This window comes from Streptomyces sp. NPDC043738 (genome assembly GCF_056436545.1).
In genome coordinates, this window is the sequence record NZ_JBWKCJ010000011.1 from 1 (window position 1) to 23,787 (window position 23,787).

Below are 23,787 nucleotides of genomic sequence, written 5' to 3' on the forward strand. Positions count from 1 at the left end.
GGTACTGCAGGGGGGACCCTGTGGGAGAGTAGGACGCCGCCGAACAAATTTTGAAATAGCCTCGTTCCCCGAGTTTCGACTCGGGGAACGAGGCTTTTTTGCGTTTACCGGCCTGTGCGTTTTCGGGACCGGAGATGTCAGGGGTGCGGGGGGACGGCGACGGCGGCCGCGCGGTGGCCGGCGCAGGGGGTGAGGCTGCCGGTGATGCCGGGGCCAGGCGGGGCGCCGGAGGAGGCAGGGGGAGTAGTGGCGTCGAGGGAAGGCCGAGCCGGGTCGTCGAAGGGGTCCTCGCCACCGCGGTCGTGGGAAGAACGGCTTCGAGCATCTGCAACTCCTCGTTTTCGCAGGTCGGTTGGGGGCGGGGAGGGGGTGTTGGCGCTGGTGGGCGGCGCGGGAAAGTTGTCGTTGTTTTTCTAGGTCGCGTGACCTAGTCTCGTCCGTGTGGACGATGACATCCAGCTTGATGTGACAGGGCCGGTCTTGGTGGTCGGCGGCTACGGCACCGTCGGTGGGGATCTGGCCCGGCTCGCGGCTCCCTTGTGGCCGCTGTTGCTCACGGGGCGTACCCCGGAGCGTGGACGGGCGCTGGCCGATGAGGTCGGTGCGTCGGTGCGGCGGTGGGATCTGAGCGATCCGGAGCCCTTTTCGGCCAAGGTGCGGGCCGTGATCAGTACGGTGAACGACCCCGAGGACCGGGTGCTGCTGGCCGCGATCCGGGGCGGTGTCCCGTACGTGGACATCACGCGCTGGACGGCGCGGCTGCAGCGGGCCACCGCGGTGGCGGCGGTGGAGTCGGTCGAGGCGCCGGTGTTGCTGTCGTCCAGTTGGATGGGCGGGGTGACGGGGCTGGTCGCGGCGGCGCTGGCGGCGGATGTCGACGGGGCGTCGGCGGTGGAGATCGCCATCCGCTACGACCTCAAGGACCGCGCGGGCACCGACTCGGTGGAGTTCATGGACCGGCTGGGTCTGGACTACGAGGTGACCGAGGGCGGCCGGCGACGGATGATCATGCCGCTGAGCGGTGCCGGGTATGTGGACATCGGCGGGCACCGGACCAAGGTCGCGCGGATCGACACGCCGGAGCAGTTCACGCTGCCGCTGGTGCTCGGTGTGGACACGGCCCTCACCCGGATCGGCTTCAGCGCCAACTCCTCGACGTCCACGCTGCTGGCGCTCAAGAAGACCGGGTTCTTCCGGTGGGGGCGCGGGGACCGCTTCGAGTCGGCGCGCCGGTCGATGCTGTACTCGCCGGGCGAGGGCGGCAGCGCGCTGCTGCGGATCGATGTGCGGGGACGGGGCGGTCAGCGGCGTACGGCGACGCTCACCGATCCGGCCGGGCAGGCGCATCTCACCGCGCTGGGCGGGCTGTTGGGACTGCGCCGGGTGCTGGGTGAGGACGGTGCCGCCGCGCCGCAGGGGGTGGCCTTCCCCGAGATGACGCCGGTGCCGCAGGACGTCGTCGCCGCGCTGGAGAAGGCGGGCGTGAAGGTCGAGGTGTCATGACGGAGGAGAAGGGGCCGGGCGCCGCCGGGAAGGGCTCGACGCTGACCCGGCAGGGCAGCATCCGCCGGACGAGCCTGCTGGACGCGGCGGAGGCGGTGCTGGTGGCCAAGGGGGCGGATGCCTCGTTGCGGGCCATCGCCGGTGAGGCCGGGGTGCGGGTCGGGCATCTGCAGCACTACTTCCCGACCAGGGCCGATCTGATCAAGGCGGTGCTGGAGCGGGCGCTGGAGCGTTCGCTGGAGCGGCTGGCCGAGACGACGGGGCTGCGGGTGGTGCATGACGACCCGTCCGCCCTCAAGAGCCCGGCGGGCCCGGCGAACCCCGACGAGGTGGTGGCCGTGGTCCTCGCCGAGCAGGAGGATCCGCAGCTGGTCCGCCTCTACGTCGAGGTGTGGGCGCTGGCGGCGCGGGACGAGGAGATCGCCGCGGTGGTGCGGGAGTTCTACCGCAAGTACGTCGCCCATGTGGAGGCGTTCGTCCAGCAGGGGCGGCCGGACTGGTCCGGTGAGCTGTGCCGGGCCAGGGCCGAGACGTTCGTGGCGCTGGTGGAGGGGGCGGCGCTGATGCGGTCGGGTATCGCCGGCAGCCGGTCGGCCGCGATGGATGCACAACTGGCGTACTTCGCGGTGCAGTTGCTCCGGGACTGAAGGGCCCGGGGCCATCTAGGGGGGATCTGTACATGACCGAGTCAGTGGATCTGGCCGAGCTCGCTTCGACGGCCGGACTGGAGCAGGAGCTGGACCGGCTCGCCGGGAGCCACGGCATCATCCGTACGCGGCAGCTGAACGGGCAGGAGACCTGGACGGTTCTGGGGGCGGGGCTGACGCGGGAGCTGCTCGGCGATCCGCGGCTGTCCAACGACGTGCACACGCACGCCCCGCACGGGGCGCTGGTCCCGGGGATGGCCGTGATGCTCCTGGAGCAGGACGACCCCGGGCACGCGCGGAACCGGCGGCTGGTGAGTGCGGCCTTCGCCTCGCGGGCGGTGCGGCAGCTGGAGCCGCGCATCGAGGAGATCACCCGGCAGCTGCTGGACGAGCTGGGGGACCGCGGTACGGCGGACTTCATCGAGGAGTTCACCTATCCGATGCCGCTGGAGGTGATCTGCGAGCTGCTGGGGGTGCCGGCCGAGGACCGCGAGCCGTTCCGCAAGTGGGCGATGGACATCTCCGCGGCGCCGTCCGCGGAGGCGATGCAGTCGGCGGCGGTGGAGCTGTTCGGCTACTGCATCGGGCTGATCGGCGCCAAGCGGGAGCGGCCCACCGAGGATCTGCTCAGCGAGCTGATCGCCGCGCGGTTCGAGGACGGCGGTGCGCTGAGCGACGAGGAACTGTCGTCGTTCGCCGCGGTGTTGCTGATCGCCGGGCACGACACGGTCACCAATCTGCTGGCGAACGCGCTGCACGATCTGCTGACCCACCCCGGGCAGCTGGCCGCGCTGCGCCGCGATCCGTCGTTGGTGGGCGCGGCGGTGGAGGAGGCGCTGCGCTTTCGGGGCTCGGCGATGACCACGGTCAACCGGGTGGCGCGCGAGGACATCGAGGCCGGGGGTGTGACGATCCGTGCGGGGGAGCTGGTCCGTTTCCTGCTGACCGCGGCCAACCGCGATCCCGAGGTGCGGGCCGATCCGCATGCGTTCGACATCCACCGGGCGACCGCACAGCATGTGGCGTTCGGGATGGGGGCGCACTTCTGCCTGGGGCAGCGCCTCGCCCGCCAGGAGGCGACGATCGCGCTCACCGAGATTCTCCGGCGGTTCGGCACGCTGGAGCTGGCGGTGCCGGCCGAAGAGGTGCGGTGGTTGCCGTCGGATGCGATCCGGGGACTGGTCGAGCTGCCGTTGCGCTACGCGCGCTGAGGAGTGGGGGAGTGGGCAGGGTGAAGATCACTGTGGATCACGGGCTGTGCGACGGGCTCGGGCAGTGTGCGCTGGTGGCGCCCGAGGTGTTCGCGCTGGACGACGACTAGCGGCTGGTGGTGGCGCCGGACCCGGCTCCCGAGCTGGCCGGCAGGGTGGCCGCGGCGGCGCGGGCGTGTCCGGTGCGGGCCATCTCGGTCGAAGGGGCCTGACCTTGCGGGAGGTGGTCGTGGTGGGGGCCGGCCTGGCGGGTGTGCGGGCCGGCGAGTCGCTGCGGGCGCAGGGGTTCGCCGGCCGGCTGACCCTGGTGTCGGACGAGCGGGAACTGCCCTACGACCGGCCGCCGCTGACCAAGCAGCTGGTGTCCGGGACGCTGACGGAGGCCGATATCCGGCTGGCGGGCGCCGAGGACTTCGGCGCCCGCTGGCTCCGGGGGACCGCGGCGGTGGGACTGGACCGGGAGGGGCGGCGGGTCCGGCTCGCCGACGGCAGGGCGCTGCCGTACGACGGGTTGGTGCTGGCGCCCGGTGCCAAGGCCAGGTCCTGGCCCGGGGCGCCGGTGCCGGCCGGGGTGTTTACGGTGCGGGGGCTGGCGGACGTCCGTGCGCTGCGGGCCGAAGTGGCCGGCGGGGCCCGTGAGGTGGTGGTCGTCGGGGCCGGGTTCGTCGGGGTGGAGCTGGCGTCGTCGCTGAGCGGGCTGGGTGTGCGGGTGACGCTGGTGGAGCCGTCGAACGCGCCGCTGCGGGCGCTGGGCGGGGTGGTCTCCGAGGTGGTGGCCGCGGCGGCGCGGCGTGCGGGGGTGGCGTTGCGGCTGGGCGTCGGCGTGCGGGGTTTTCGGGCCACCGGCGGGCGGGTCGGCGCCGTGGAGCTGGTCGACGGGGGTGTGCTGCCCGCGGACTGTGTGGTGGTGGCGATCGGGATGGAGCCCGCGACCCGGTGGCTGTCGGGGTCGGGGCTGGCGCTGCCGGGTGGTCGGATCCACTGTGACGAGCGGTTGTTCGCGCGGGGTGCCGGGGCGCCGGGGGCGCCGGATCCCGGGGTGGTGGTGGCCGGGGACGCGGCGTGGTGCGATGCGGTGCGGGGGGCTGACGGGCCGGTTCCGCTGGAGCACTGGAGCAATGCGGCGGCGCAGGGGGAGCTGGCGGCGCGCAATCTGCTGGCCGGGCCGGCGGCGGCCGAGCCGTATGACCATGTGCCCTCGTTCTGGACGTCGGCGTTCGGGCTGCGGATCAGGTCGGTCGGGTTGCCCGGCAGTGGTGACCGGGTGGTCGTGGAGGCGGGGGAGCCGGCCGAGGGGGCGGTGCTGGTGGCGCACTACCGGGGGGACCGGTTGGTCGGTGCGGTGAGTGTGGACCAGGGGCGGTTGCTGCCGGCGTACGCGCGGCGGCTGCGCACGGAGCGGTGGAACGGGCCGGGGGAAAACAAAACCTCGGGAATGTGAACCCGTCGTTAAGGTTCCCATTACCACGGATGCTTTTGGATTAATCCCCTCCGGATATGATTGGGTCAGGTGACCTATCGCACATTTCCGTGACGGTGTCGGACGGCTCTGGTAACGTTTTTATCGCGCCTCCAGGAGAGGCGGTGCAGGCCTTGTGGGGGATCACGACGAGGTGCTCGCCGACGATTTCTGGCCTGTTCCTGTGTATGCAGGTTCCGGGGGATCTTTTGCTACGGGGGATGGCATGTGTAGCACCTTCAGCCGTGTCTGAATCGGTGTCTGAAATCGGACCTTCCCGCAGGCGGGAAGCGTGTTCCGACCTTCTGTGTTCCTAGGTTGAGTGCGCCGCCGCGGCGGCCGTCACCTCTTGTCGGGCACTCCTGACGTGAATTTCTGAACTCTTCGCGCGGACCGACTCAAAGTAGCTCCGGTCTGTTTTGCCGCGGGTTTATTCAGGTCTTACCAGTGCCCTTCGCCGACGCTCTCTTTCCGGCGCCGGCCTGTCGATTCAAATGCGCGACGAAGCGTGTTTCCGGCTGTCTTTCGGCTGCCGTTTCCCCGGATTTTATATGGCCGGAAACGGCCGTATCCACAGTGCGTGTCCATGCGTCCGCAGTGCGCGGAGACGAGGAGAGAACGATGCAGAACCCCTTCGAGACGGAGCAGATCCACGACATTGTGCGCGAGGGCCTGGCACAGGTCCTGGGCAGCGGTATCGACGAGATCACCGCGGACGCCACCCTCGTCGCCGACCTCGGCGCCGAATCGCTCGACCTGGTCGAGTTCCGCTTCGAGATGGAGACCAAGCTCGGCGTGGCGCTGCCCAAGTCGAACGTGCTCGACCAGCTGGCGTCGGCGCTCGGCGGTTCGGAGCAGCTCTACGACGAGCGGGGCGGCATCTCCGAGCTGGCCGCCGAGGTGCTGCGGCGCAGCGCGTTCGGCTACTCCGAGGAGCAGGTGCACGCCGGGATGCGCCCGTACGAGGTCGCCGGGGCGGCCACCAGTGCGCACTGGGCCGCCTTCACCCACCGGATCTTCGACCACCTGCCCGAGGTGTGCACCGAGTGCGCCGCCGACAAGGCGCAGATCGCCCCCTCCGGCAAGGCCCAGTGCGCCGGTTGCGGCGTGGTGCTGGAGCCGGCCGCCGGTGACGAGGTGATGGCCGACGGCGTCCGCGCGGCACTCGAGGCGCTGGGGCACGCCCAGCCCGTCGGCTGAGGCGGCGGGCAGTCGCAGATGGCGCCCGTCGTGCGAAAGGAACGGAATTGAACCGCCACACACCCGCCGGGGCCGGTCATGAGGTCGTGGTGACCGGGATCGGCCTGGTGGCCGGTCGACTGACCGACCCCGAGTCGTTGTTCGACCATCTCGCGCAGGGGCACACGCTCATCGCCGAGCACCCGCTGCACAAGGAGTGGGGGGTGCCCTGCGCCGTCTCGGCGCACATCGACCCCCACGTCCGGCAGGCGCTGGCGGACGCGGTGCCCGAGGAGGCCGGGCCGCTGGGGCCGGCCGGGACGCTCGCCTGGCACGCCGCCGCCCAGGCCTGGGAGCGCAGCGGCCTGCCCCGGCGGCTGGCGACCGAGCGCGGCGGCGTCTTCCTCGCCTGCAACCGCATGGTCATGGAACCCGCCGAACTGACCGGCCTGGCCGGCCATGTGGACTTCGAGGGCGGCGCGCTGGACCTGGACGGCTACCTCGACGAGGGCGGCCTCGACCCGCGCCGTTACGAGCAGATCCAGCCGGACACCGCCACCGTGCGCCTGGCCGACTACTTCGGCGCGGCCGGCGTCCTGGAGACCCACGCCGACGCCTGTGCCGCCGGCGGCATGGCGATCGGCAGCGCCTACCGCTACATCCGCAGCGGAGCGCTGGACGTGGCGCTCGCCGGGGGCGCCGAGAGCCTGACGACGCTGACCTCCGTCGCCGCCTTCTACGGGGTGGGGGCGCTGGCCCCCTCCGGCGGGCGGGACGCCGGCCGGATCAGCCGCCCCTTCGACAAGGACCGCTCGGGCTTCGTCATCGGCGACGGCGCCGCCTTCCTCGTACTGGAGTCGCGGGCGCACGCCGAGGCCCGCGGCGCGCACATCCTGGCCCGGGTCGCCGGGTACGCGGGGGTGACCGAGGCCGTGAAGATGACGTCCAGTTCCCGCGACGGCGCCGACTACGCGGAGTGCATCCGCGCCGCCCTCGCCGACGCCGGGCTCACCCCGGGCGACATCGACCACGTCAACGCGCACGGCACCTCGACCGAGGCCAACGACACCTGCGAGGCCGCGGCGCTGCACACCGTGTTCGGGGAGCGGGCCGCCCGTATCCCGGTCACCGGCAACAAATCCGCCATGGGTCACTCCCTGGCGAACAGCGGCGCGGCCGAGGCGGTGCTGTCGGTGCTCAGCCTGCAGCGGCAGTGCGTGCTGCCGACCCTGAACTTCACCGAGCCGGACGAGGTGACGCGCGGGCTGGACATCGTCACCGAGCGCCGGGCGGCGCCGGTGAGCGCCGTGCTGTCGAACTCCTTCGGCTTCGGCGGGCAGAACTGCTCGCTGATCCTGGCCAAGGCGGGGTGAGCGGGCGATGACGAACCTGGACGCGGTGCGGCTGACCGCACCCGGCCTGTACACGGCGGCGGGGCCCGACCCGGCCGCCCTGTGGGAGGCCCTGGTCGCCGGCAAGGACACCAGCCGGCCGAGCGGGCTGCCGGCGTCGCCCTGGCCCGGGGCCGTGAGCGCCTTCCTCGTCGACGACCCCGGTGCCGCGACGCTCGGCGTGCACCGCAGGGTGCTGCGCACCTCGGAGAAGCAGGCCCGGATGGCGCTCTACGGCGCCCGGCTGTCGCTGGGCGGCCACACCGGGCCGGTGGGCGGGGAACGCTGGGGGCTCTACCTCGGACTGCCCACGGTGGACGAGGAGCTGCTGCGCTTCTCCGCGCTCGACGGGCTGCGCAGGGCCGCCGGTTCGCCCGACGCGGTGGCGGCGCTCTACGCCCGCGAGGTCCCGCCGTTCAGCGGCCTGTCCCACCTCAACAGCTCCGCCGCCGCCCATGTCTCGGCCGTCTTCGGGCTGACCGGGGCGATGGCCGCGTACTCGCCGTTCTCCGACGCGGGGCTGCAGGCCCTGATCGACGGGGTGCTCTCGGTCGCCGAGGACGAGAACGAGGCGGCCGTCATCGGGGCGGTCAGCCCCAAGGTCCATCCGCTGCTGCTGCCGCAGTACGAGGAGCTGGGCTGGGACGGGTCCGCCCCGGGCGAGGGGGCCGCCTTCCTCCTCGCCGCGCGGACCTCGGACGTGCCCGCGGCGGCGGTCCGGCTGGCCGGCTACGGGCGGGCGTTCGGCGCGGACGGCGCGGGCCGGACCGAGGCGGTCGCCGAGGCCGTGCGCGCGGCGCTGCGGATGGCCGGCACCGACGCGTCCGGCATCGGCTGGGTGCTGCCGGACGCGGTGTGGACGCCGGAGGGGCAGCGGGCCCAGCGCGCCGCGCTCGACGCGGTCTTCGCGGGGGCCGCCGAGCGGCCCGCGGAGTTCACCAGCGCCGGTGCCACCGGCGTGCTCGGGCCCGCCCACCCGCTCGCCCATGTGCTGCTGGCGCTGCACGGCCTGGCCGGCGGGCGCCGGCTGGTGGCCGACGGCGCCGCGGTGTGCGAGGAGGACCTGGGCATCCCCCGGGTGCTGGCGCTGGCGTGCGGGGTGCGCGGCCAGGTGTGCGCCGTCGTACTGGAAGGAGTGGACAGATGAGCCGCCGCGTCGTGGTGACCGGAATGGGCGCCGTCTGCGGACTGGGACTCGACCCGCAGACGCTGTGGGAGGGCCTGTGCGAGGGCCGCTCGGCGATCCGCGCCTGGCGGCCGCCCGGTGTCGAGGACTTCCCGGTGCGCTATGCGGCGCCGGTCGACGACGAGGAGTTCGCCCGGAGCCACGGCACCGACGAGGGCCTGGACCGGCCGATGGAGCGGCGGATGCGGTTCGGCCTGGCGGCCGCCGGGCAGGCGCTGGCCGACGCCGGACTCGACGCCGGCGGCGACGCCGCGCGCCCGCCGGGCCGGATCGGTACGGCCGTCGGCTCGGGTGTCCCCGAGCGCGACGCCCACGAACTGCTGCACGCCATCGGGGACGACGGGCAGCCCAGCTGGCAGACGCTGTACGACCGGCGCGCCGAACTCGACCGCGCAAGCGGCCTGTTCTGCACCAACGACGCGCTGGCCGCCGGGATCGCCGCCCGCCACCGGCTGCGCGGGCCGGCGCTGAACTACAGCACCGCCTGCGCGGGCGCCACCCACGCCATCGGCCACGGCTTCCGCATGATCCGGCGCGGTGAGGTGGACGCGATGCTGGTGGGCGGCGCCGACTCGGTGCTGAACCTGCCCACGATGACGGGCCTGCACCTGCTGGGCGCGCCGTCGACGTCCGAGCTGTTCGGGGACCGGCTGTGCCGCGCCTTCGACCGCGACCGCAGCGGTCTGGTCGCCGGTGAGGGCGCGGCGATGCTGGTGCTGGAGAGCGAGGAGAGCGCCCATCGGCGCGGTGCGCGGATCTACGCGGAGGTGGCCGGCTTCGGCAGCTCCCTGGACGCGTACCAGGTCACCGCGCCGCATCCGGAGGGCAGGGGCGCGGCGCTGGCGATGAGCCGGGCGCTGGCCGACGGCGGGGTGGAGCCGGACGAGGTGGCCTCGGTCAACGCGCACGGCACCTCCACCCCGCTCAACGACCCGGCCGAGACCCGGGCGATCAAGGACGTCTTCGCCGGGGGCGGGCACTACCGCAGGCTCGCGGTCACCGCCAACAAGACCGCCCTGGGCCATCTGATCGCGGCGGCCGGCGCACCCGAGCTGATCGCCACGGTGCTGTCCGTGCGTGACGGCATCGTGCCGCCGACGCTGAACCTGCAGAACCCGGACCCGGCCTGCGACCTCGACTACGTCCCGGACAAGGCCCGGCACCAGGAGGTGCCGGTGGCAGTGAGCAATTCCTTCGGCTTCGGCGGACTCAACGCCAGTCTGGTGGTGCGCGGTTATGACTCCTGACCTTGCGAACACGAACCCTCCCGGCGGCCCCGCGGGCCGCGCCCCGGACCCCGACGCCGTCGTGGTGACCGGCATCGGCGCGGTGCTGCCCACCGGTCGCGGGCCGCAGGCCCTGTGGTCGGCCTGGCGCGCGGCCGAGCCCGCGCTGACCCCCTACCGGGACCCCTACGTACGGACCGAGAAGATCACCCACTTCGGGCACGTCCCCGACGAGCTGCAGCAGCAGAGCCGGGAGAGCGTGCCGCACAAGCTGCGGAAGTTCGGCACGGCCTTCACCTTCAACGCGGTGCTCGCCGCGCAGGACGCCATGGAACAGGCCGGCGAGAGCTGGCAGGCGATCCCGGAGGAGCGCCGCGGGCTCTACGTCGCCCAGGACGACTCCACCGAACTGAGCGCCGCCGCCTTCCACAAGGCGCTGGACCGGGCCCGGACGGACACCTCCCCGCAGGCGGGGGTGGACCTGCAGCGGCTGGTGGCCGAGGCGTTCGGCAACGCGGCCACCTTCAACCCGTTCACCGTCATCAGGGCGCTCAACAACAACACCCTGGCGATGGTCTCCATCGCCCAGCGCTTCCGTGGTGACTGCGCGGCGTTCGTCCAGGACGCCGGTGCCGCGCTCGGGGCGCTGCAGCGGGCCGCCTTCACCCTCCGTCAGGGCCACTGCGACACGGCCCTGGTGGTCGGCGCGGGCAGCTACAACGAGCCGCTGAAGCTCGCCGCGCAGTACCGCGCCGGGCACTTGAGCGCGGGCGGCGCGGGCGGCGCGGCGGTGCGCAGCTTCGACGCGGAGCGCGACGGCACGGTCCTGGCGGAGGGCGCGGTGGCGCTCGTACTGGAGCGGGCCGGCGATGCCGCACGGCGCGGTGCCCGGCCGCTGGTCACGTTCCTCGGCGCCGCGCTGCGGCCCGCTGTGGACAGCGGCGTCGGCCCGTCCACCCTCGCCGAAGGGCCCCGCGGGCTGCTGGCCGACCACGGTCTGACGCCCGACACCCTGGGCGCGGTCCTCGCCGACGGCAAGGGCACCGTCGCGCACGACGCCGCCGAGGCCGAGCTGCTGCGGGCGCTGCTGAAGGACAGCGGCGTCCCGGTCGGTTCGCTGCGCCCGGTCACCGGCACGCTCGGTGCCGCCGGTCCGCTGGCCGAACTGGCCCTGGCGCCACATCTGTTCGCCGAGGGCGAGCTGCCGCCGATCGCCCATCTGCGCACCCCGCCCGACGACGGCACCGACTTCGTCATGGGCGCGCCCAGGAAGCGCCGGATCGACTCCGTGCTGAGCCTGCACAGCACCTTCAACGGGTTCGCCGGCGCGCTGCTCGCCCAGCGCCCGCACACGCCCTGACGCACGAGGGGACCACCATCACCATGTCGCAGTTCACCGACTTCGTTCAGCCCCGGATGGGACGGATCTTCGCCGCCCTGGGGCTGGACGTGGAGTACGTCCGCGCGCAGGGCAACACCCTCTACCACCGTGACGAGCAGGGCAGGGACATCCCCGTCCTCGACCTCATGGGCGGCTACGGCTCCCTGATCCTCGGCCACAACCACCCCGAGATCGTCGCGCACGCCCGTGCCCTGCTGGACCGCAACCTTGCCGTGCACGCGCAGTTCTCGCTGCGCGGCGAGGCCGGCCGGCTCGGCGCCGCGCTCAGCGACGTCGTCCGCCGGGAGACCTCGGCCAAGGAACCGTACGTCGCCACCTTCGGCAACAGCGGCGCCGAGGCCGTCGAGGCGGCCGTCAAGCACGCCGAACTCGTCCGGGTGCAGCAGGTCACCGCGCTCGCCGACGAGATCGCCGGCAACGCGGCGGCCGCACGGGAGGCCGTCCGCCGCGGGGACGCCGTCCTCGACGCGGACGCCTTCCGGCTGCCGGCCGTCCGGGAGCGGGCGCCGCAGGACCAGAGCATCGACGCGCTGCTGGCGGCCCTGGAGGCCCACAACGCGGCGGCGCTCGCCACCCGGCCGCTGTTCCTGGCGCTGGAGCGCTCCTTCCACGGCAAGCTCGTCGGCAGCGTCCAGCTCACCTACAACAGCGGCTTCCGCGCCCCGTTCACGCACCTCGGCGCGCGGGTGCGGTTCGTGCCCATGGACCGGCTCGAACTGCTGGACGCCATCGCCGACGAGGAGCGGGTGTCGCTGCTGGACACCGAGGTCGACGCCGGGCGGATCAAGGTCGTCGAGCGCGGCCTGCCGGTCATCACCGCGTTCCTGGCCGAGCCGGTGCAGGGCGAGGGCGGCATCCACGCGCTGACGGCCGAGCAGGGCCGGGCCATCCGGCTGTTCTGCAACAAGGTCGGCACCCCGCTGATCCTCGACGAGGTGCAGAGCGGCATGGGCCGCTGCGGCGCGTTCCTGGCCAGCTCGCTCATCGGGCTGCGCGGCGACTACTACGCGCTGTCGAAGTCGCTCGGCGGCGGGCTCGCCAAGATCTCCGCCATGCTGGTCCGCCGGTCGCTGTACCAGGGCGAGTTCGACATCATCCACAGCTCGACCTTCGCCATGGACGACTTCTCCTCGTCCGTCGCGCACAAGGTCGTCGAGCTGCTGGAGGCGGACGACGGAGAGGTCTACCGGCGGGTCGCCGAGCGCGGCGAGAAGCTCACCGCCATGCTCACCGGCCTCCAGGCGGCCTTCCCCGACGTCGTCGAGGACGTCCGCGGCAAGGGCCTGTTCATCGGCCTGCAGCTCAAGGACCAGGGCGGGGCCCGCTCCATGGTGCTGCGCGGCAGCGCCTACACCGGCTCGCTGGGCTATCTGCTCTCCGGCTACCTGCTGCGCCAGGAGGGCATCCGGATCGCGCCGACCGGCAGCGCGGGCAACGTGCTGCGCATCCAGCCCTCGGCGTACCTCACCGACGAGGAGATCGAGCAGCTGCGCGGGGCCCTTACGCGGCTGTGCCGCATCCTGCGCTACGAGGACACCCTGCACCTGGTCCACCCGGCCAGCGACCGGCGGATCCCCAAACCGCGGGCGGAGATCAGGGACTTCCGGGGCGCGGTGGCCGGATACGAGCAGGTCGCCGGGCGCCCGGCGACCGGGCCGGTGCGCAAGGTGGCGTTCATCAACCACCTCATCGAACCGGCCCATCTGCGGCAGGTGGACCCGGCGCTCGCCGACTTCGGTGACGCCGCGCTGCGCTCCTTCGTCCTGGGCATGGACCCGGTCAAGACGGCGGCGCCCTACCCCGGCGTGCGGATCGACTCGCCGCTCGGCAGCGCCGTCGAGTTCGCCCTCTACCCGCTGATGGTCGCCTCCGAGCAGATGGGCGGCTACCTCGCCTCGGGGGACGTCACGGGTATCCGGGCGGACATCGAGGAGCGGGTGCAGGCCGCCCGCGAGGACGGCTACGTGGTGGCGGGCCTGGGCATGTACACCTCCATCGTCACCGCCAACTGCACCTCGCTACGGGTCCCGGGGATCGCGCTGACCTCCGGCAACGCGCTGACCGTGGCCATGGGCGTGCAGGCCATGGAGCGGGGCGCGAAGGACCGCGGCTGGCGGGTCGAGGACACCACGCTGGCCGTGGTCGGCGCGGCCGGCAACATCGCCTCGGTCTACAGCCAGCTCTTCGCCGAGCGGCTCGGCCGCATCGTGCTGGTCGGCAGCCGGCGGGACGGCTCGGCCAGGCGGCTGCGGAACACCGTGCACGGCGTCTACCAGGAGTGCTGGTCGCGGATCGCGGAAGGCGGGGAGCTGACCGGGATCCCGGCGCGGCTGGCCGAGGAGCCGCTGATCACCAAGTGGCTGGCCGAGGGGCCGGCCGACGACGCCGCGGGCCGGGGCCGGGCGATCGCGGAGTACCTGCAGGAGCGCTACGGCAGCGACCCGTTCCTGACCGTCACCCAGGACAGCGCCGCCCTGAAGGAGGCGCAGCTGGTGCTGTGCGCCTCCAACAGCCCCGAACCGTTCCTGACCGGCGAGCACTTCGCGCCGAACACGGTGATCTGCGACATCGCCGTGCCCAACAACGCCGTCGCCGGCCTGGCCGAGCAGCGGCCCGACCTGGCGTACATGCTCGGCGGCATCGTCGCCACGCCCCACGGCGAGAGCCTGCACCCCTCGGCGCGCGCCTTCCTGGAAGCCGGCCAGCTGTTCGCCTGCATGGCGGAGACGGCCCTGATGGGCCTGGCCGGCCTCGACCACCACTACTCCTACGGGAACATCAGCCGCCAGCAGGTCATCGACATCGCCGCGCTGGCCAAGGCCCACGGGCTGCGGCTCGCCGACTACAAGAGCGCGCACTCGGTCTGAGGACCGGGCCCACCGATGCGAGAGGACACCATGGAATTCGAAGGCCAGGTGGCGCTGGTGACCGGCGGCAGCCGGGGCATCGGCCGCGCGATCGCCCTGAAGCTGGCGGCGGCCGGCTGCGATATCGCGCTCAACTACCGCAGCGCGACGAGGGAGGCGGAGCAGGTCGCCGAGCGGATCGCCGGACTCGGCCGCCGAGTCGAGCTCTTCCAGGGGGACGTCGGTGACCCCGAGATACCGCAGGCGGTCGTCACCGGCGTACGCGGCTCCTTCGGGCGGCTGGACGTACTCGTGAACAACGCCGGGATCACCCGCGACGAGCTGCTGGTCAACCAGAGCCTGAAGGACATCGAGGAGGTGCTGGCCACCAACCTGGTCGCCCCGATGCTCACCGTGCAGGCCGCGGCGCCCTTGATGCTGCGCCGCCGCTACGGACGGATCGTCAACATCTCCTCGTCCGCGGCCTCCAAGCCCGGCCGCGGCCAGTCCAACTACGCGGCGGCCAAGGGCGGCCTGGAGGCGTTCACCAAGGCGATGGCCGTGGAACTCGGCTCCCGCGGGATCCTGGTCAACGCCGTCGCCCCCGGCGTGATCAACACCGACATGACCGACACCATCCGCAGCCACGGCGAGGACGAGATCATGCGCCGGCTGCTGGTGAAGAGCTACGCCGAACCCGAGACGATCGCCGACGCCGTGGCGTACCTCGCCAGCCCCCGCAACACCTACACCACGGGCGAGGTACTCCACGTCGACGGCGGACTGAAGATGGCGTGAGGGAGCGCAGGATGAGCGACGTGAGCGAAGGCGACGTGAGCGAGGACGGCGGGCGCACCGAGCGGCCGCGGCCCGGCGAACTGGCGGGCAGGGCGGCCGTGGTCACCGGCGCGGCCCAGGGCATCGGCCGCGAAGTGGCGCTGGTGCTGGCCGAGGCCGGCGCGGCCCGCCTGATCCTCCTCGACCGGGACGCCGAAGGGCTGGAGACGGTCGTCAAGGAGGTCCGCGCGCTGGGCGCGGCCGCCGTGGCCGTCGCGGCCGACTTGCGCGAGCGCGAGACGCTGCGCACCCGGCTGCGCGCCGAACTGCGGGCCGCCGGCCGGCTCGACATCCTCGTCAACAACGCCGGGGTGGCCGACGAGAACGGACCCGACGACGAGACCACCTGGCTGCGGGTGCTCGACATCAACCTCCACGGCACGTTCGCGGTCACCGCCACCTGCCTGGAGTACCTCGCCGACCAGGGCCGCATCGTCAATGTGTCCTCCATCCTCGGCAAGGCCGGCAAGATGCGGAACACCGCCTACTGCGCCTCCAAGCACGGCCTGATCGGCTATACCAAGGGCCTCGCCCTCGATCTCGCCGCCCGCGGGATCACGGTCAACGCCGTGCTGCCGGGCTGGGTCGACACCCCCATGCTCCGCCGCGAACTCGCCGCCCAGGCCGACGAGATCGGCGCGGACCCGGCACGGATGCTGCGCCAGGCCCGCAAGGGCGTCCCGCTGCGCCGGCTGGTGGAGGCACGGGAGGCCGCGGACCTCGTCGGCTTCCTGGTGTCCGGCCGCGCGGCGGCGATCACGGCGCAGAGCCTGACCGTCGACGGGGGCTTCACCCGTGGCATGTAGCCCCTGGCTGCGCCGGCTGGCGCCGGGGACGGCCGGCACCGGCACCGCCGTCGTGGTGTGCTTCCCGCACGCGGGCGGCGGCGCGGGCGCCTTCCGGCCGCTGGCCAAGGCCCTCGCCGCCGCCGTTCCCGAGGGCGCCCGCCCCGAGGTGCTGGCGGTGCGGTACCCGGGGCGCCACGACCGCGCCGCGGAGGAGCGGATCGAGGACCTCGAGGCGCTGGCGGCCGGGGCCCACCAGGCGCTGGCGCCGCTCGCCGGCCGGCCGCTGACCCTGCTGGGGCACAGCATGGGCGCGCTGGTGGCGTACGAGGTGACCCGGCTGCTGGAGCACCAGGGGCACGACCCGGTCCGGCTGGTCGTCTCCAGCGCCTGGGCCCCGTCCCGGGTCAGGGGCGGCACGGTCCATCTGCGGGACGACGACGGCCTCGTCGAGGAGATCCGCCGGACCCAGGGCACCGACCCCCGGCTGCTGGAGTACCCGGAGCTGCTGGCCGTGGCCCTGCCCGTGTTGCGCGGCGACTACAAGGCCGTGGAGACCTACCGGCACCGCCCGGGGCCGCCGCTGCGCACGCCCGTCACCGCGCTGGTCGGCGACGCCGATCCGCTGGTCGCCGTCGAGGACGCGGCCGCCTGGCGCGCGCACACCGCCGGGGACTTCCGGATGCGGATCTTCCCGGGCGGTGACCACTTCGCGCTCCGCGCGCACTGGCCGGAGCTGGCGGAGCGGCTGACCGGGGGGCCGCGGCCGGCGGCGTCACACCGGCAGTGAGCGGTGCGGCCAGCGGGCCCGGGCCTGCTCCTGGGAACGCATGGTCGCCAGGGTCAAAAGGCCGCGCGCCCGGCCCGTTTCCAGCAGGTCGGGGAGGGCGGGCAGCGGGGCGAGCGCCGCGATGTCGTCCAGGACGAGGGTGAGTGGTGGGTCGAGCCGACCGTCAGATGACCGTTCGGCCATGCGGCGGCCGTGCTCGACCACGCTGGAGAGGAGTGCGGTGAGCAGCGGCATCGCACCCGGGTCGGTACGCGGATCCTCGATGGGTTCGCCTACCACGTACAGCGTTCCCCCCTCATCGATGAATGATTCGAGAATGACCGAATCCGCTCGAAGTGGATTGCAGACATCCCGGATGTGGAGGGAGGACAGGGCGGTCAGTGCCCGGCCGACCAACTCCGTCGCCAGCTCCCGGCGTTCGGCGTGGGCGGTCAGCACCGACTCCAGCTCGCCGGCCTGGCCGCCGGAGGCCTTCGGGCTGGTGCGCAGAATGCGCACCGGCTCCTGGGCGCTGCCCGGGGCATGGGCCCAGCGGTGCAGCTGGCGGAACGGGCGGCCGTCGACCGCGGCGGCGTGCAGCCAGCAGCGCAGCAGGGTCTGGGCGGCGTCGGCGACCGCCGAGTCCTGGGCGCCGGACGGCCGTACGGGGGCGAGCAGCGCGGCGGCCCGGGCGGCGGCGGTGGCCAGGTCGTCGCAGCCGGACGTGGGCGACCAGCGCAGCCGGGCCGGGGTGTCGAGGCGGTGCGTCGGATCGTAGGTCAGCAGCGGGCCGAGCTTGGCGCGGGCGTCCTTGGTCTCGGACCACAGCGCGGGATCGGTGGTGGCGACGATCAGGGGGCCCGGGGCGGCGGTGGCGGTGGCGACGGCCGCGGCGAGGGCCGCGGCCCGGCCGGAGGTGGCGAACTGGACACGGGGGAGGGTGGGTTCGGCGAGCCGGCCGGCGGCCGCCGGGGAGCCGGTGCGCTGCTCGGGGACCGGGCCCGTGGGGGCGGCGTGGTCGGCGGGCGTGGCGGGGACGGCCGGGACGGCGGGGGCGTCCTCGGCGGGCGCGGACGGTGCGGCGGGTACGGCCGCGCTCGCCCGCGCGGCGCGGGCCGCCGCCAGGGCCTCGCGGTCCTCCCGCTCCTCCCGTTCCCGGCGCGCGAGGTCTTCTGCCGTCCGCTCGGCCTCCCCGGCCGTGCGCGCGGACCCGGCCTCCCGGGCCTTCGCCCGCCGCGCGGCCCGTACGGCGCGATAGCGGGTGACCGTCCCCATCGTGAAGATGGCCAGGACCAGCAGCACCATCAGCTCGCCGATGAGGATGCCCCAGAACAGGCCGTAGCCGGAGAGCTGGCCCTTGGGGGTGGCGGGCCAGGCGGCGGCCATGTCGTGCGGCGCGGAGACGAGATGGCGCAGGGCCATGGGCGTTCCGGGGTAGCTGACGCCGTCGGGCCAGGCGCCGTGCGCGAACAGACCGGCCAGCCCGGTCGCCGTCCACACCAATACGGTCAGGCCCAGCAGGAAGGCCAGTAACCCGACCAGCAGGGAGTCGGGGATGCCGCGGCCCCGGCCGCCGTGCGGATCGCGGTAGCCGCCGCGGCCGCCGCCTCTTTCGTCGTCGTATCCGCGCCTCACGCCACCGTCTCGCTCGACTCGTCTCTCCACTGGCGCTCCATCGCCATCGCCTCCGCGCGCGCCTCGGCCTCGGCGTCCGCCGCCGCCTCCAGGGCGCGGGCCTCGTCCGTCGGCATCGCGGACGCCTCGGTCATCGCCCGGTCGGTGAAGACCATCGGGCGTTCGGCCTCGGTGATCAGGTGTTTGACGACCTGGACGTTGCCGTTGACGTCCCAGACCGCGATGCCGGGGGTGAGGGTCGGAATGATCTCCACCGCCCAGCGCGGCAGGCCCAGCACCCGTCCGGTGGCCCGCGCCTCGTCCGCCTTCTGGGCGTAGATGGTCCGCGTCGAGGCCATCTTCAAGATCGCCGCGGCCTCCCGTGCGGCCGCCCCGTCCACCACGTCGGACAGGTGGTGGACGACCGCGACGAACGACAGGCCCAGCCGGCGCCCGAACTTCAGCAGCCGCTGGAACAGCTGCGCCACGAACGGCGAGTTGATGATGTGCCAGGCCTCCTCGACCAGGAAGATGCGTTTCTTCCGGTCGGGCCGGATCCAGGTGTGCTCCAGCCACACCCCCACGATCGCCATCAGGATCGGCATCGCGATGGAGTTGCGGTCGATGTGCGAGAGGTCGAAGACGATCAGCGGTGAGTCCAGGTCGATGCCCGCCGACGTCGGTCCGTCGAACATGCCGCGCAGGTCACCGTCGACGAGCCGGTCCAGGACCAGCGCCACGTCCAGGCCCCAGGCCCGCACGTCGTCTATGTCGACGTTCATCGCCTCGGCGGACTCCGCCTCCGGGTGCCGCAGCTGCTCGACGATGTCGGTCAGGACGGGCTGCCGGTCGGTGATGGTCTCGTTGACGTAGGCGTGCGCGACCTTCAGGGCGAAGCCGGAGCGCTCGTCGAGCCCGTGGCCCATCGCGACCTCGATGATCGTACGCAGCAGGGCCAGCTGGCCGGTGGTGGTGATCGACGGGTCGAGCGGGTTGAGGCGGATGCCGCCGTTGAGGGCGGCGGTGGGGTCCAGGCGGATCGGGGTGATGCCCAGCTCCTCGGCGATGAGGTTCCACTCGCCGACGCCGTCCTCGCCCTGCGCGTCCAGGACGACGACCTGCCGGTCGCGGAAGCGCAACTGCCGCAGGACGTAGGTCTTCTCCAGTGCCGACTTGCCGTTGCCGGACTCGCCGAGCACCAGCCAGTGCGGCGCCGGCAGCTGCTGTCCGTACAGCTGGAACGGGTCGTAGATGTACCCCTTGCCGCTGTAGACCTCGCGGCCGATGATCACGCCGGAGTCGCCGAGACCGGGGGCCGCGGTCGGCAGATACACCGCCTGGGCCTGGCCGGTGGAGGTGCGTACGGGCAGCCTGGTCGTCTCCACCTTCCCGAACAGGAAGCTGGTGAACGCGTCGGTGAGCGCTCCGAGCGGATCGTGCAGGGCCATGACGTACGCGCCTCCCAGCGGCTTAGCGGCGGATCCCGGTCGCGAACGGCAGGGTGTTGACGAACGCCCGGTGGTGCTCGCGGTCGCACCACTCCAGCTTGAGATAGGACTTGCCGGCCGAGGCGCGGATGGTGCGCTTGTCGCGGGCGAGCGCCTCGGGCGAGCGGGAGGAGACCGTGATGTAGCCGACGAGGTTGACGCCGGCCGCGCCGGACGCGAGGTCCTCACCGCGCTGGTCCACCCGTCCGTGGTGCGCCACGTCGCGCGGGTCGACCACCCGGTTCATCTTCGCCGCGCGGCTGGCCTCGGCGTCGTCGTTGGTCTTCTCCGTCAGCATCCGCTCGATGGCGACCTCGGTGGGCTCCAGGTCCATGCAGACCGCGACCGTGCGGATCACATCCGGGGTGTGCACCAGCAGCGGCGCGAGGAAGTTGACGCCCACCGGGGTCAGCGGCCACTCCTTGACCCAGGCCGTGGCATGGCACCACGGCGCCCGCGTCGTCGACTCCCGCGTCTTGGCCTGCAGATACGTCGGCTCCATCGCATCGAGCTCGGCCGGCCAGGCGTTGCGCCGGCTCATCGCCTGGATGTGGTCGATGGGGTGGTCCGGGTCGTACATCGAGTGCACCAGGGACGCGAGCCGGGCCTGGCCCAGGGGCTGGCGCACCCGGATGTCGGCCTCCGCGAGCCGGGCGCAGATGTCGGTCAGCTCACGGGCCATCACCACCGCGAGCCCGGCGTCCCGGTCGAGCTTCCGGCGCAGCAGCCCGCCCTGGTGCATCCGGGCCGCGCGCGCCATCGTCTGCGCCTCGGCGGCCAGTTCGCGGGTGTAGTGCATACAGGCGACGAGGTAGGCGCGGTGCTGCTCGGAGGAGGTGGAGACCATCGACTGCAGCTGGTCGTAGGAGTCCTGCAGCCAGCGGGGGGAGCCCTTGTCGCCGCGCTGGGCGACGTCCTTGGCGTGCGCGTCGGGGTCGGCCGGGAGCGTACGCGCCAGCATCTGCAGCCGGGTGACGAAGCCGTCCCCGTTGGCGACGTGCTTGAGCAGCGTGCCGAACCGGTCGACGAGGGCCTCCTGGTCCTCGCTGTCGCGCAGCCCGACGCCGGGCCCCTCGATCTCGATGGCGGCCGTCACCGTCTTGCGGTCGGCGTGCAGCAGGACGGCGATCTCGTCCGGGCCGAACGGCGCGGACAGCCAGTTGATCCGCCCGATCCCGGGCGGCGGGCCGATCTCGACCTCCCGGCCGTCGAGCCGTACGCCCGCCTCGGCGGCGCCGGAGCGGTAGACCGCGCCGCTGCGGACCGTACGGCGGAAGCTGCGCCGGATCTCGAACCACTTGTAGAACGTGCGGCCCTTGTACGGGACGTAGACGGCGGCCAGGCCCAGCATGGGGAAGCCCGTGAGCGTCATGATCCGCAGCGGCAGCATGGGCACCAGCAGCCCGCACATCATGCCGAGGAACGCGCCCGCGATGATCAGCGCGATCTCGCCGGTCTCGCGGTTCTTGCCGACGATGGCGTTGGGCCGGGCGCGGCCGATCAGATATGTGCGACGCGGCGCGATCGGGTGGGACTGCGTGCTCAACGCCCATCACCTCCTGCTGTCTTGCCGGTGCGGGCGTCGCTGCCGGTCCGGGGGTTGGTACGGGGAGCGGGGGCGGCGGGGGACGAGCCGCCGCCGGAGCGGGAGCCGTGGGCCGCGACGCCGCCGGAGACCGCGTCGGCCGGCCGGGACTGGCCGCCCTGCGCCTGGCCGCCGCCGTCCCCGCCGGAGCTGCGGGAGCTGTGCGTCTTGATGCCCTGGGACACCAGCGCGGCCGGCGAGCTGAGGACGGCCGCCGCGGTGTTCTCCGCCCCCCGGCTCATCCGGTTGTTCCGCGACGCGGCGATCTCGTCGCCGAAACCGGGCACGAAGCGGTAGATCACGGCGCTGGCGAAGATGGCCAGCAGGATGATCGCGAGTCCGGAGACCACCGCGGAGATGGCGTTCGGTCCCTTGTCGGACGACAGCGCCCCGGCGACGCCCAGCACGATCACGATGACCGGCTTCACCATGATCACCGCGATCATGATGCCCGCCCAGCGGCGCACATGCCCCCACATGTTCTTGTCGACCAGCCCGGCGTAGACCACCGTGCCCAGCAGCGCCCCGACGTACAGCAGCGCGGCCCGGATCACCAGCTCCAGCCAGAGCACACCGGCGGCCAGCACGGAGACCAGCGACACCACGATCAGCATGATCGGGCCGCCGCCGATGTCGGTGCCCTTCGTGAGCGCCTGCGAGAACGACCCGAAGAAGGTGTCGGTCTGCGCCCCCGTCCCCTTCGCGATGATCTCGGTGACGCCGTCCGTCGCCGAGACGACCGTATAGAGGATCAGCGGGGTGAAGGCGGAGGCCAGCACCGTCAGCCAGAGGAACCCGATCGCCTCGCTGATCGCCTCCGTCAGCCGCACCCCGCGCACCGCCCGCTTGGCGACGGCCAGCAGCCACAGCACGAGCGTGAGCACGGTGGAGGCGGCGAAGACGACGGCGTACTGCCGCAGGAAGGCCGCGTTGGTGAAGTCCACCTGGGAGGTGGCGTTCACCGCGTCGGACAGCTTGTCGACGATCCACGCGGCGGCTTTGGCACAGCCTTTGGCGAGGGATTCGAGGGGGTCGAGGGGGTTGTTGTCGAGGGGGCTGGTGGGGGCCTTGGGGGCGGTGCCGCTGTCGCCTGACTGGCAGTAGTCCTTGGCACGGCCCGGGACCAGGTCGCAGACACCCGGCGACGGTTTGGGCGAGGGCGCGGCCAGGGCACGGGTGGCCAGCAGCAGGACCGCGGTCTGCACGGACGCCAGCGCAGCGGCGATGGTGAGGGCACGCCTCGGGTTACCGCGCATATGTGAACCCTCCGTACTGCTCGACTGCCTTCGCGATCTGGTCGGCACCGGACGTCTTGTCGTCGCCGTTGACGGGGGCGGGGCCGTCCTGCTGGGAGAAGCCGTCGACCTTCCAGTCCCCGCCCGCCCACGTCAGCTGGAGCCGCATGGTGAACCAGTCGCTCGTCACCGGGGTGGTCGACTTCGCGCCGGCCGTGCCGAAGAGTCCCGTGCACCACACTTCGAGGTCCGCGGTGTCGCCTTGGAGCTTGACGAGCTTGGTGCCTACGGGAACGGTGCGGGAGACGTAGGTCATGCCCTGAGCCGCGTCGCCCTTGGCGTCGAGTCCGAGCTTCTTGAGGAACGCCGTCGAGTAGGCGGCGTCGAGCCTGCTCTGCATGTCGTCGACCTTGGCGGGGGCGAAGACCTGCTGGACGATCGCGTGACGTTCACCGGGCTTGAGGATGTTGGCGGAGACCAACGCGACCGCGTAGTTCGCCGCCGCCGACTGGGCCCCCTGCTCCGTCTTCGCGAACCCCGAGGCGATCTGGCCGTTCTTGCCCGTGACCGGCTTGGTGCCGGTGGGGGCGGTGGGGCGGGCGGCGCCGGCGCCGGTGTCCTTGGGGGAGTCGCCGCCGGACTCGCTGTTGCCGCTCCCGTCGCGGTTGGCGAAGGCGATGGCCGCGAGCAGCAGGACGATCACGCCGACGATGGTGACGAGGTTGCGGCTGGACATGCCGGCCCGGGGCCGCCGCCCCGAGCCGTACAGGTCGCCGTCGTCGACGGGGAGTCTGGTCCGTGTCTGGCCCGTCTCGGGACCACGGTGGCCGTCGCCGCCGTAGCCGCCGTCGTCACTGAGACTCATCGCGCCTGTGCCCCCTCTGCCGCCGCCGTGCGTGCTGTTGTCGTGCCGCCCTCATATGACCGTAGCCGCGCGGGCGGCGGCTCGGGCGCAGTGGTACGAGTACATCTCACCGTGACGGGTCCTCAGATGCGGTGCGGCGGAGGCGAATGGGGGACATGGGGGACTCTGGGCTGTTTGTGATCATCGCCTGCTCCGCGTGCGCCATCGCCGTCCGGAGCCTGCTGGCCCCGGATTCACCTGTCCCCGTGCGGTGGGCCGCCCAATCGGTCCGCTGGTGGCGGGGGTGGCGGCGGCGCGCGGCGGGCCGGGGTGAGGGGGCGTCAGCATGGGGCCTCGGCAGGGTGGGGGCGGCCGGTGGAGGCGAGTGGGGGCACGGGACGGCGGAGGGATGTCGGACGGGGGCGCATGGGCGGCGGCACGGGGACGGGCGCGTGCCCAGGGTGCGCGGGCGGTGTGGCGGCGGTGGCGGCCGCCGCGCGGTACGGGCGCGGGGGGGGGGGGGGGGGGGGGGGGGGGGGGCGGGGGGGGGGGGGGGGGGGGGGGGGGGGGAAAGGGGACAC

General features: G+C 73.0%; 19 protein-coding genes. 14 read left to right on the forward strand and 5 right to left on the reverse strand.

Annotated features, from left to right (window positions below):
* Positions 1-441: 441 nt before the first annotated feature.
* The 14 genes from AC0680_RS16430 (at position 442) to AC0680_RS16495 (ending at position 16,462) form a co-directional block, all read left to right on the forward strand.
* The gene (locus AC0680_RS16430) at positions 442-1,503 is read left to right on the forward strand and encodes a saccharopine dehydrogenase family protein (protein ID WP_478628942.1); all 1,062 of its coding nucleotides are present in this window, start codon (positions 442-444) and stop codon (positions 1,501-1,503) included.
* On the forward strand, positions 1,500-2,150 hold the full coding sequence (locus AC0680_RS16435) for a TetR/AcrR family transcriptional regulator (RefSeq protein ID WP_478628944.1): 651 nt from the start codon (positions 1,500-1,502) through the stop codon (positions 2,148-2,150). Before AC0680_RS16430 ends, AC0680_RS16435 begins: the two co-directional genes overlap by 4 nt.
* A 32-nt stretch (positions 2,151-2,182) precedes the next feature.
* Complete coding sequence (locus tag AC0680_RS16440) at positions 2,183-3,361, forward strand: cytochrome P450 family protein (RefSeq protein ID WP_478628946.1); 1,179 nt, start codon at positions 2,183-2,185, stop codon at positions 3,359-3,361.
* A 20-nt stretch (positions 3,362-3,381) separates the two neighbouring features.
* Entirely contained in the window at positions 3,382-3,471 is a 90-nt protein-coding gene (locus AC0680_RS16445; RefSeq protein ID WP_478628947.1) for a ferredoxin, read from the forward strand.
* A 113-nt stretch (positions 3,472-3,584) separates the two neighbouring features.
* Positions 3,585-4,802 (forward strand): NAD(P)/FAD-dependent oxidoreductase, encoded by a 1,218-nt coding sequence (locus AC0680_RS16450; RefSeq protein ID WP_478629285.1) that lies wholly within the window; start codon positions 3,585-3,587, stop codon positions 4,800-4,802.
* Between the two features lie 639 nt (positions 4,803-5,441).
* Complete coding sequence (locus AC0680_RS16455) at positions 5,442-6,020, forward strand: acyl carrier protein (protein WP_478628949.1); 579 nt, start codon at positions 5,442-5,444, stop codon at positions 6,018-6,020.
* Between the two features lie 47 nt (positions 6,021-6,067).
* The gene (locus AC0680_RS16460; protein ID WP_478628950.1) at positions 6,068-7,372 is read left to right on the forward strand and encodes a beta-ketoacyl-[acyl-carrier-protein] synthase family protein; all 1,305 of its coding nucleotides are present in this window, start codon (positions 6,068-6,070) and stop codon (positions 7,370-7,372) included.
* Between the two features lie 7 nt (positions 7,373-7,379).
* Complete coding sequence (locus tag AC0680_RS16465) at positions 7,380-8,537, forward strand: beta-ketoacyl synthase N-terminal-like domain-containing protein (RefSeq protein ID WP_478628951.1); 1,158 nt, start codon at positions 7,380-7,382, stop codon at positions 8,535-8,537.
* On the forward strand, positions 8,534-9,823 hold the full coding sequence (locus tag AC0680_RS16470; RefSeq protein ID WP_478628953.1) for a beta-ketoacyl-[acyl-carrier-protein] synthase family protein: 1,290 nt from the start codon (positions 8,534-8,536) through the stop codon (positions 9,821-9,823). Before AC0680_RS16465 ends, AC0680_RS16470 begins: the two co-directional genes overlap by 4 nt.
* The gene (locus AC0680_RS16475; RefSeq protein WP_478628956.1) at positions 9,813-11,162 is read left to right on the forward strand and encodes a beta-ketoacyl synthase N-terminal-like domain-containing protein; all 1,350 of its coding nucleotides are present in this window, start codon (positions 9,813-9,815) and stop codon (positions 11,160-11,162) included. The genes AC0680_RS16470 and AC0680_RS16475 overlap by 11 nt, the downstream gene beginning before the upstream one ends.
* A 23-nt stretch (positions 11,163-11,185) precedes the next feature.
* Complete coding sequence (locus AC0680_RS16480) at positions 11,186-14,071, forward strand: aminotransferase class III-fold pyridoxal phosphate-dependent enzyme (RefSeq protein WP_478628958.1); 2,886 nt, start codon at positions 11,186-11,188, stop codon at positions 14,069-14,071.
* A gap of 15 nt (positions 14,072-14,086) precedes the next feature.
* A complete protein-coding gene (locus tag AC0680_RS16485; RefSeq protein WP_478628960.1) occupies positions 14,087-14,848 on the forward strand; it encodes a 3-oxoacyl-ACP reductase family protein in 762 nt (253 codons plus the stop codon).
* Between the two features lie 11 nt (positions 14,849-14,859).
* The gene (locus AC0680_RS16490) at positions 14,860-15,693 is read left to right on the forward strand and encodes an SDR family NAD(P)-dependent oxidoreductase (RefSeq protein WP_478628961.1); all 834 of its coding nucleotides are present in this window, start codon (positions 14,860-14,862) and stop codon (positions 15,691-15,693) included.
* Complete coding sequence (locus tag AC0680_RS16495; protein ID WP_478628962.1) at positions 15,683-16,462, forward strand: thioesterase II family protein; 780 nt, start codon at positions 15,683-15,685, stop codon at positions 16,460-16,462. Before AC0680_RS16490 ends, AC0680_RS16495 begins: the two co-directional genes overlap by 11 nt.
* On the opposite strand, the gene AC0680_RS16500 is transcribed toward AC0680_RS16495, so the two are convergent.
* From AC0680_RS16500 to AC0680_RS16520, 5 genes are read right to left on the reverse strand one after another with little or no spacing between them, the layout of a single operon-like run.
* Positions 16,448-18,076 carry a TraM recognition domain-containing protein gene (locus AC0680_RS16500; RefSeq protein ID WP_478628965.1) on the reverse strand — a complete coding sequence of 543 codons (1,629 nt, stop codon included), beginning with the start codon at positions 18,074-18,076 and terminating at the stop codon, positions 16,448-16,450. The two genes, AC0680_RS16495 and AC0680_RS16500, sit on opposite strands and share 15 nt — an antisense overlap.
* Positions 18,073-19,497, reverse strand: a complete 1,425-nt coding sequence (locus AC0680_RS16505) for an ATP-binding protein (RefSeq protein ID WP_478629286.1) — start codon at positions 19,495-19,497, stop codon at positions 18,073-18,075. The genes AC0680_RS16500 and AC0680_RS16505 overlap by 4 nt, the downstream gene beginning before the upstream one ends.
* Positions 19,498-19,525: 28 nt before the next feature.
* Positions 19,526-21,088 (reverse strand): SCO6880 family protein, encoded by a 1,563-nt coding sequence (locus AC0680_RS16510; RefSeq protein WP_384424680.1) that lies wholly within the window; start codon positions 21,086-21,088, stop codon positions 19,526-19,528.
* On the reverse strand, positions 21,085-22,383 hold the full coding sequence (locus AC0680_RS16515; protein ID WP_478628968.1) for a hypothetical protein: 1,299 nt from the start codon (positions 22,381-22,383) through the stop codon (positions 21,085-21,087). Before AC0680_RS16515 ends, AC0680_RS16510 begins: the two co-directional genes overlap by 4 nt.
* A complete protein-coding gene (locus tag AC0680_RS16520; RefSeq protein WP_478628971.1) occupies positions 22,373-23,227 on the reverse strand; it encodes a DUF8175 domain-containg protein in 855 nt (284 codons plus the stop codon). Before AC0680_RS16520 ends, AC0680_RS16515 begins: the two co-directional genes overlap by 11 nt.
* Positions 23,228-23,787: the final 560 nt, after the last annotated feature.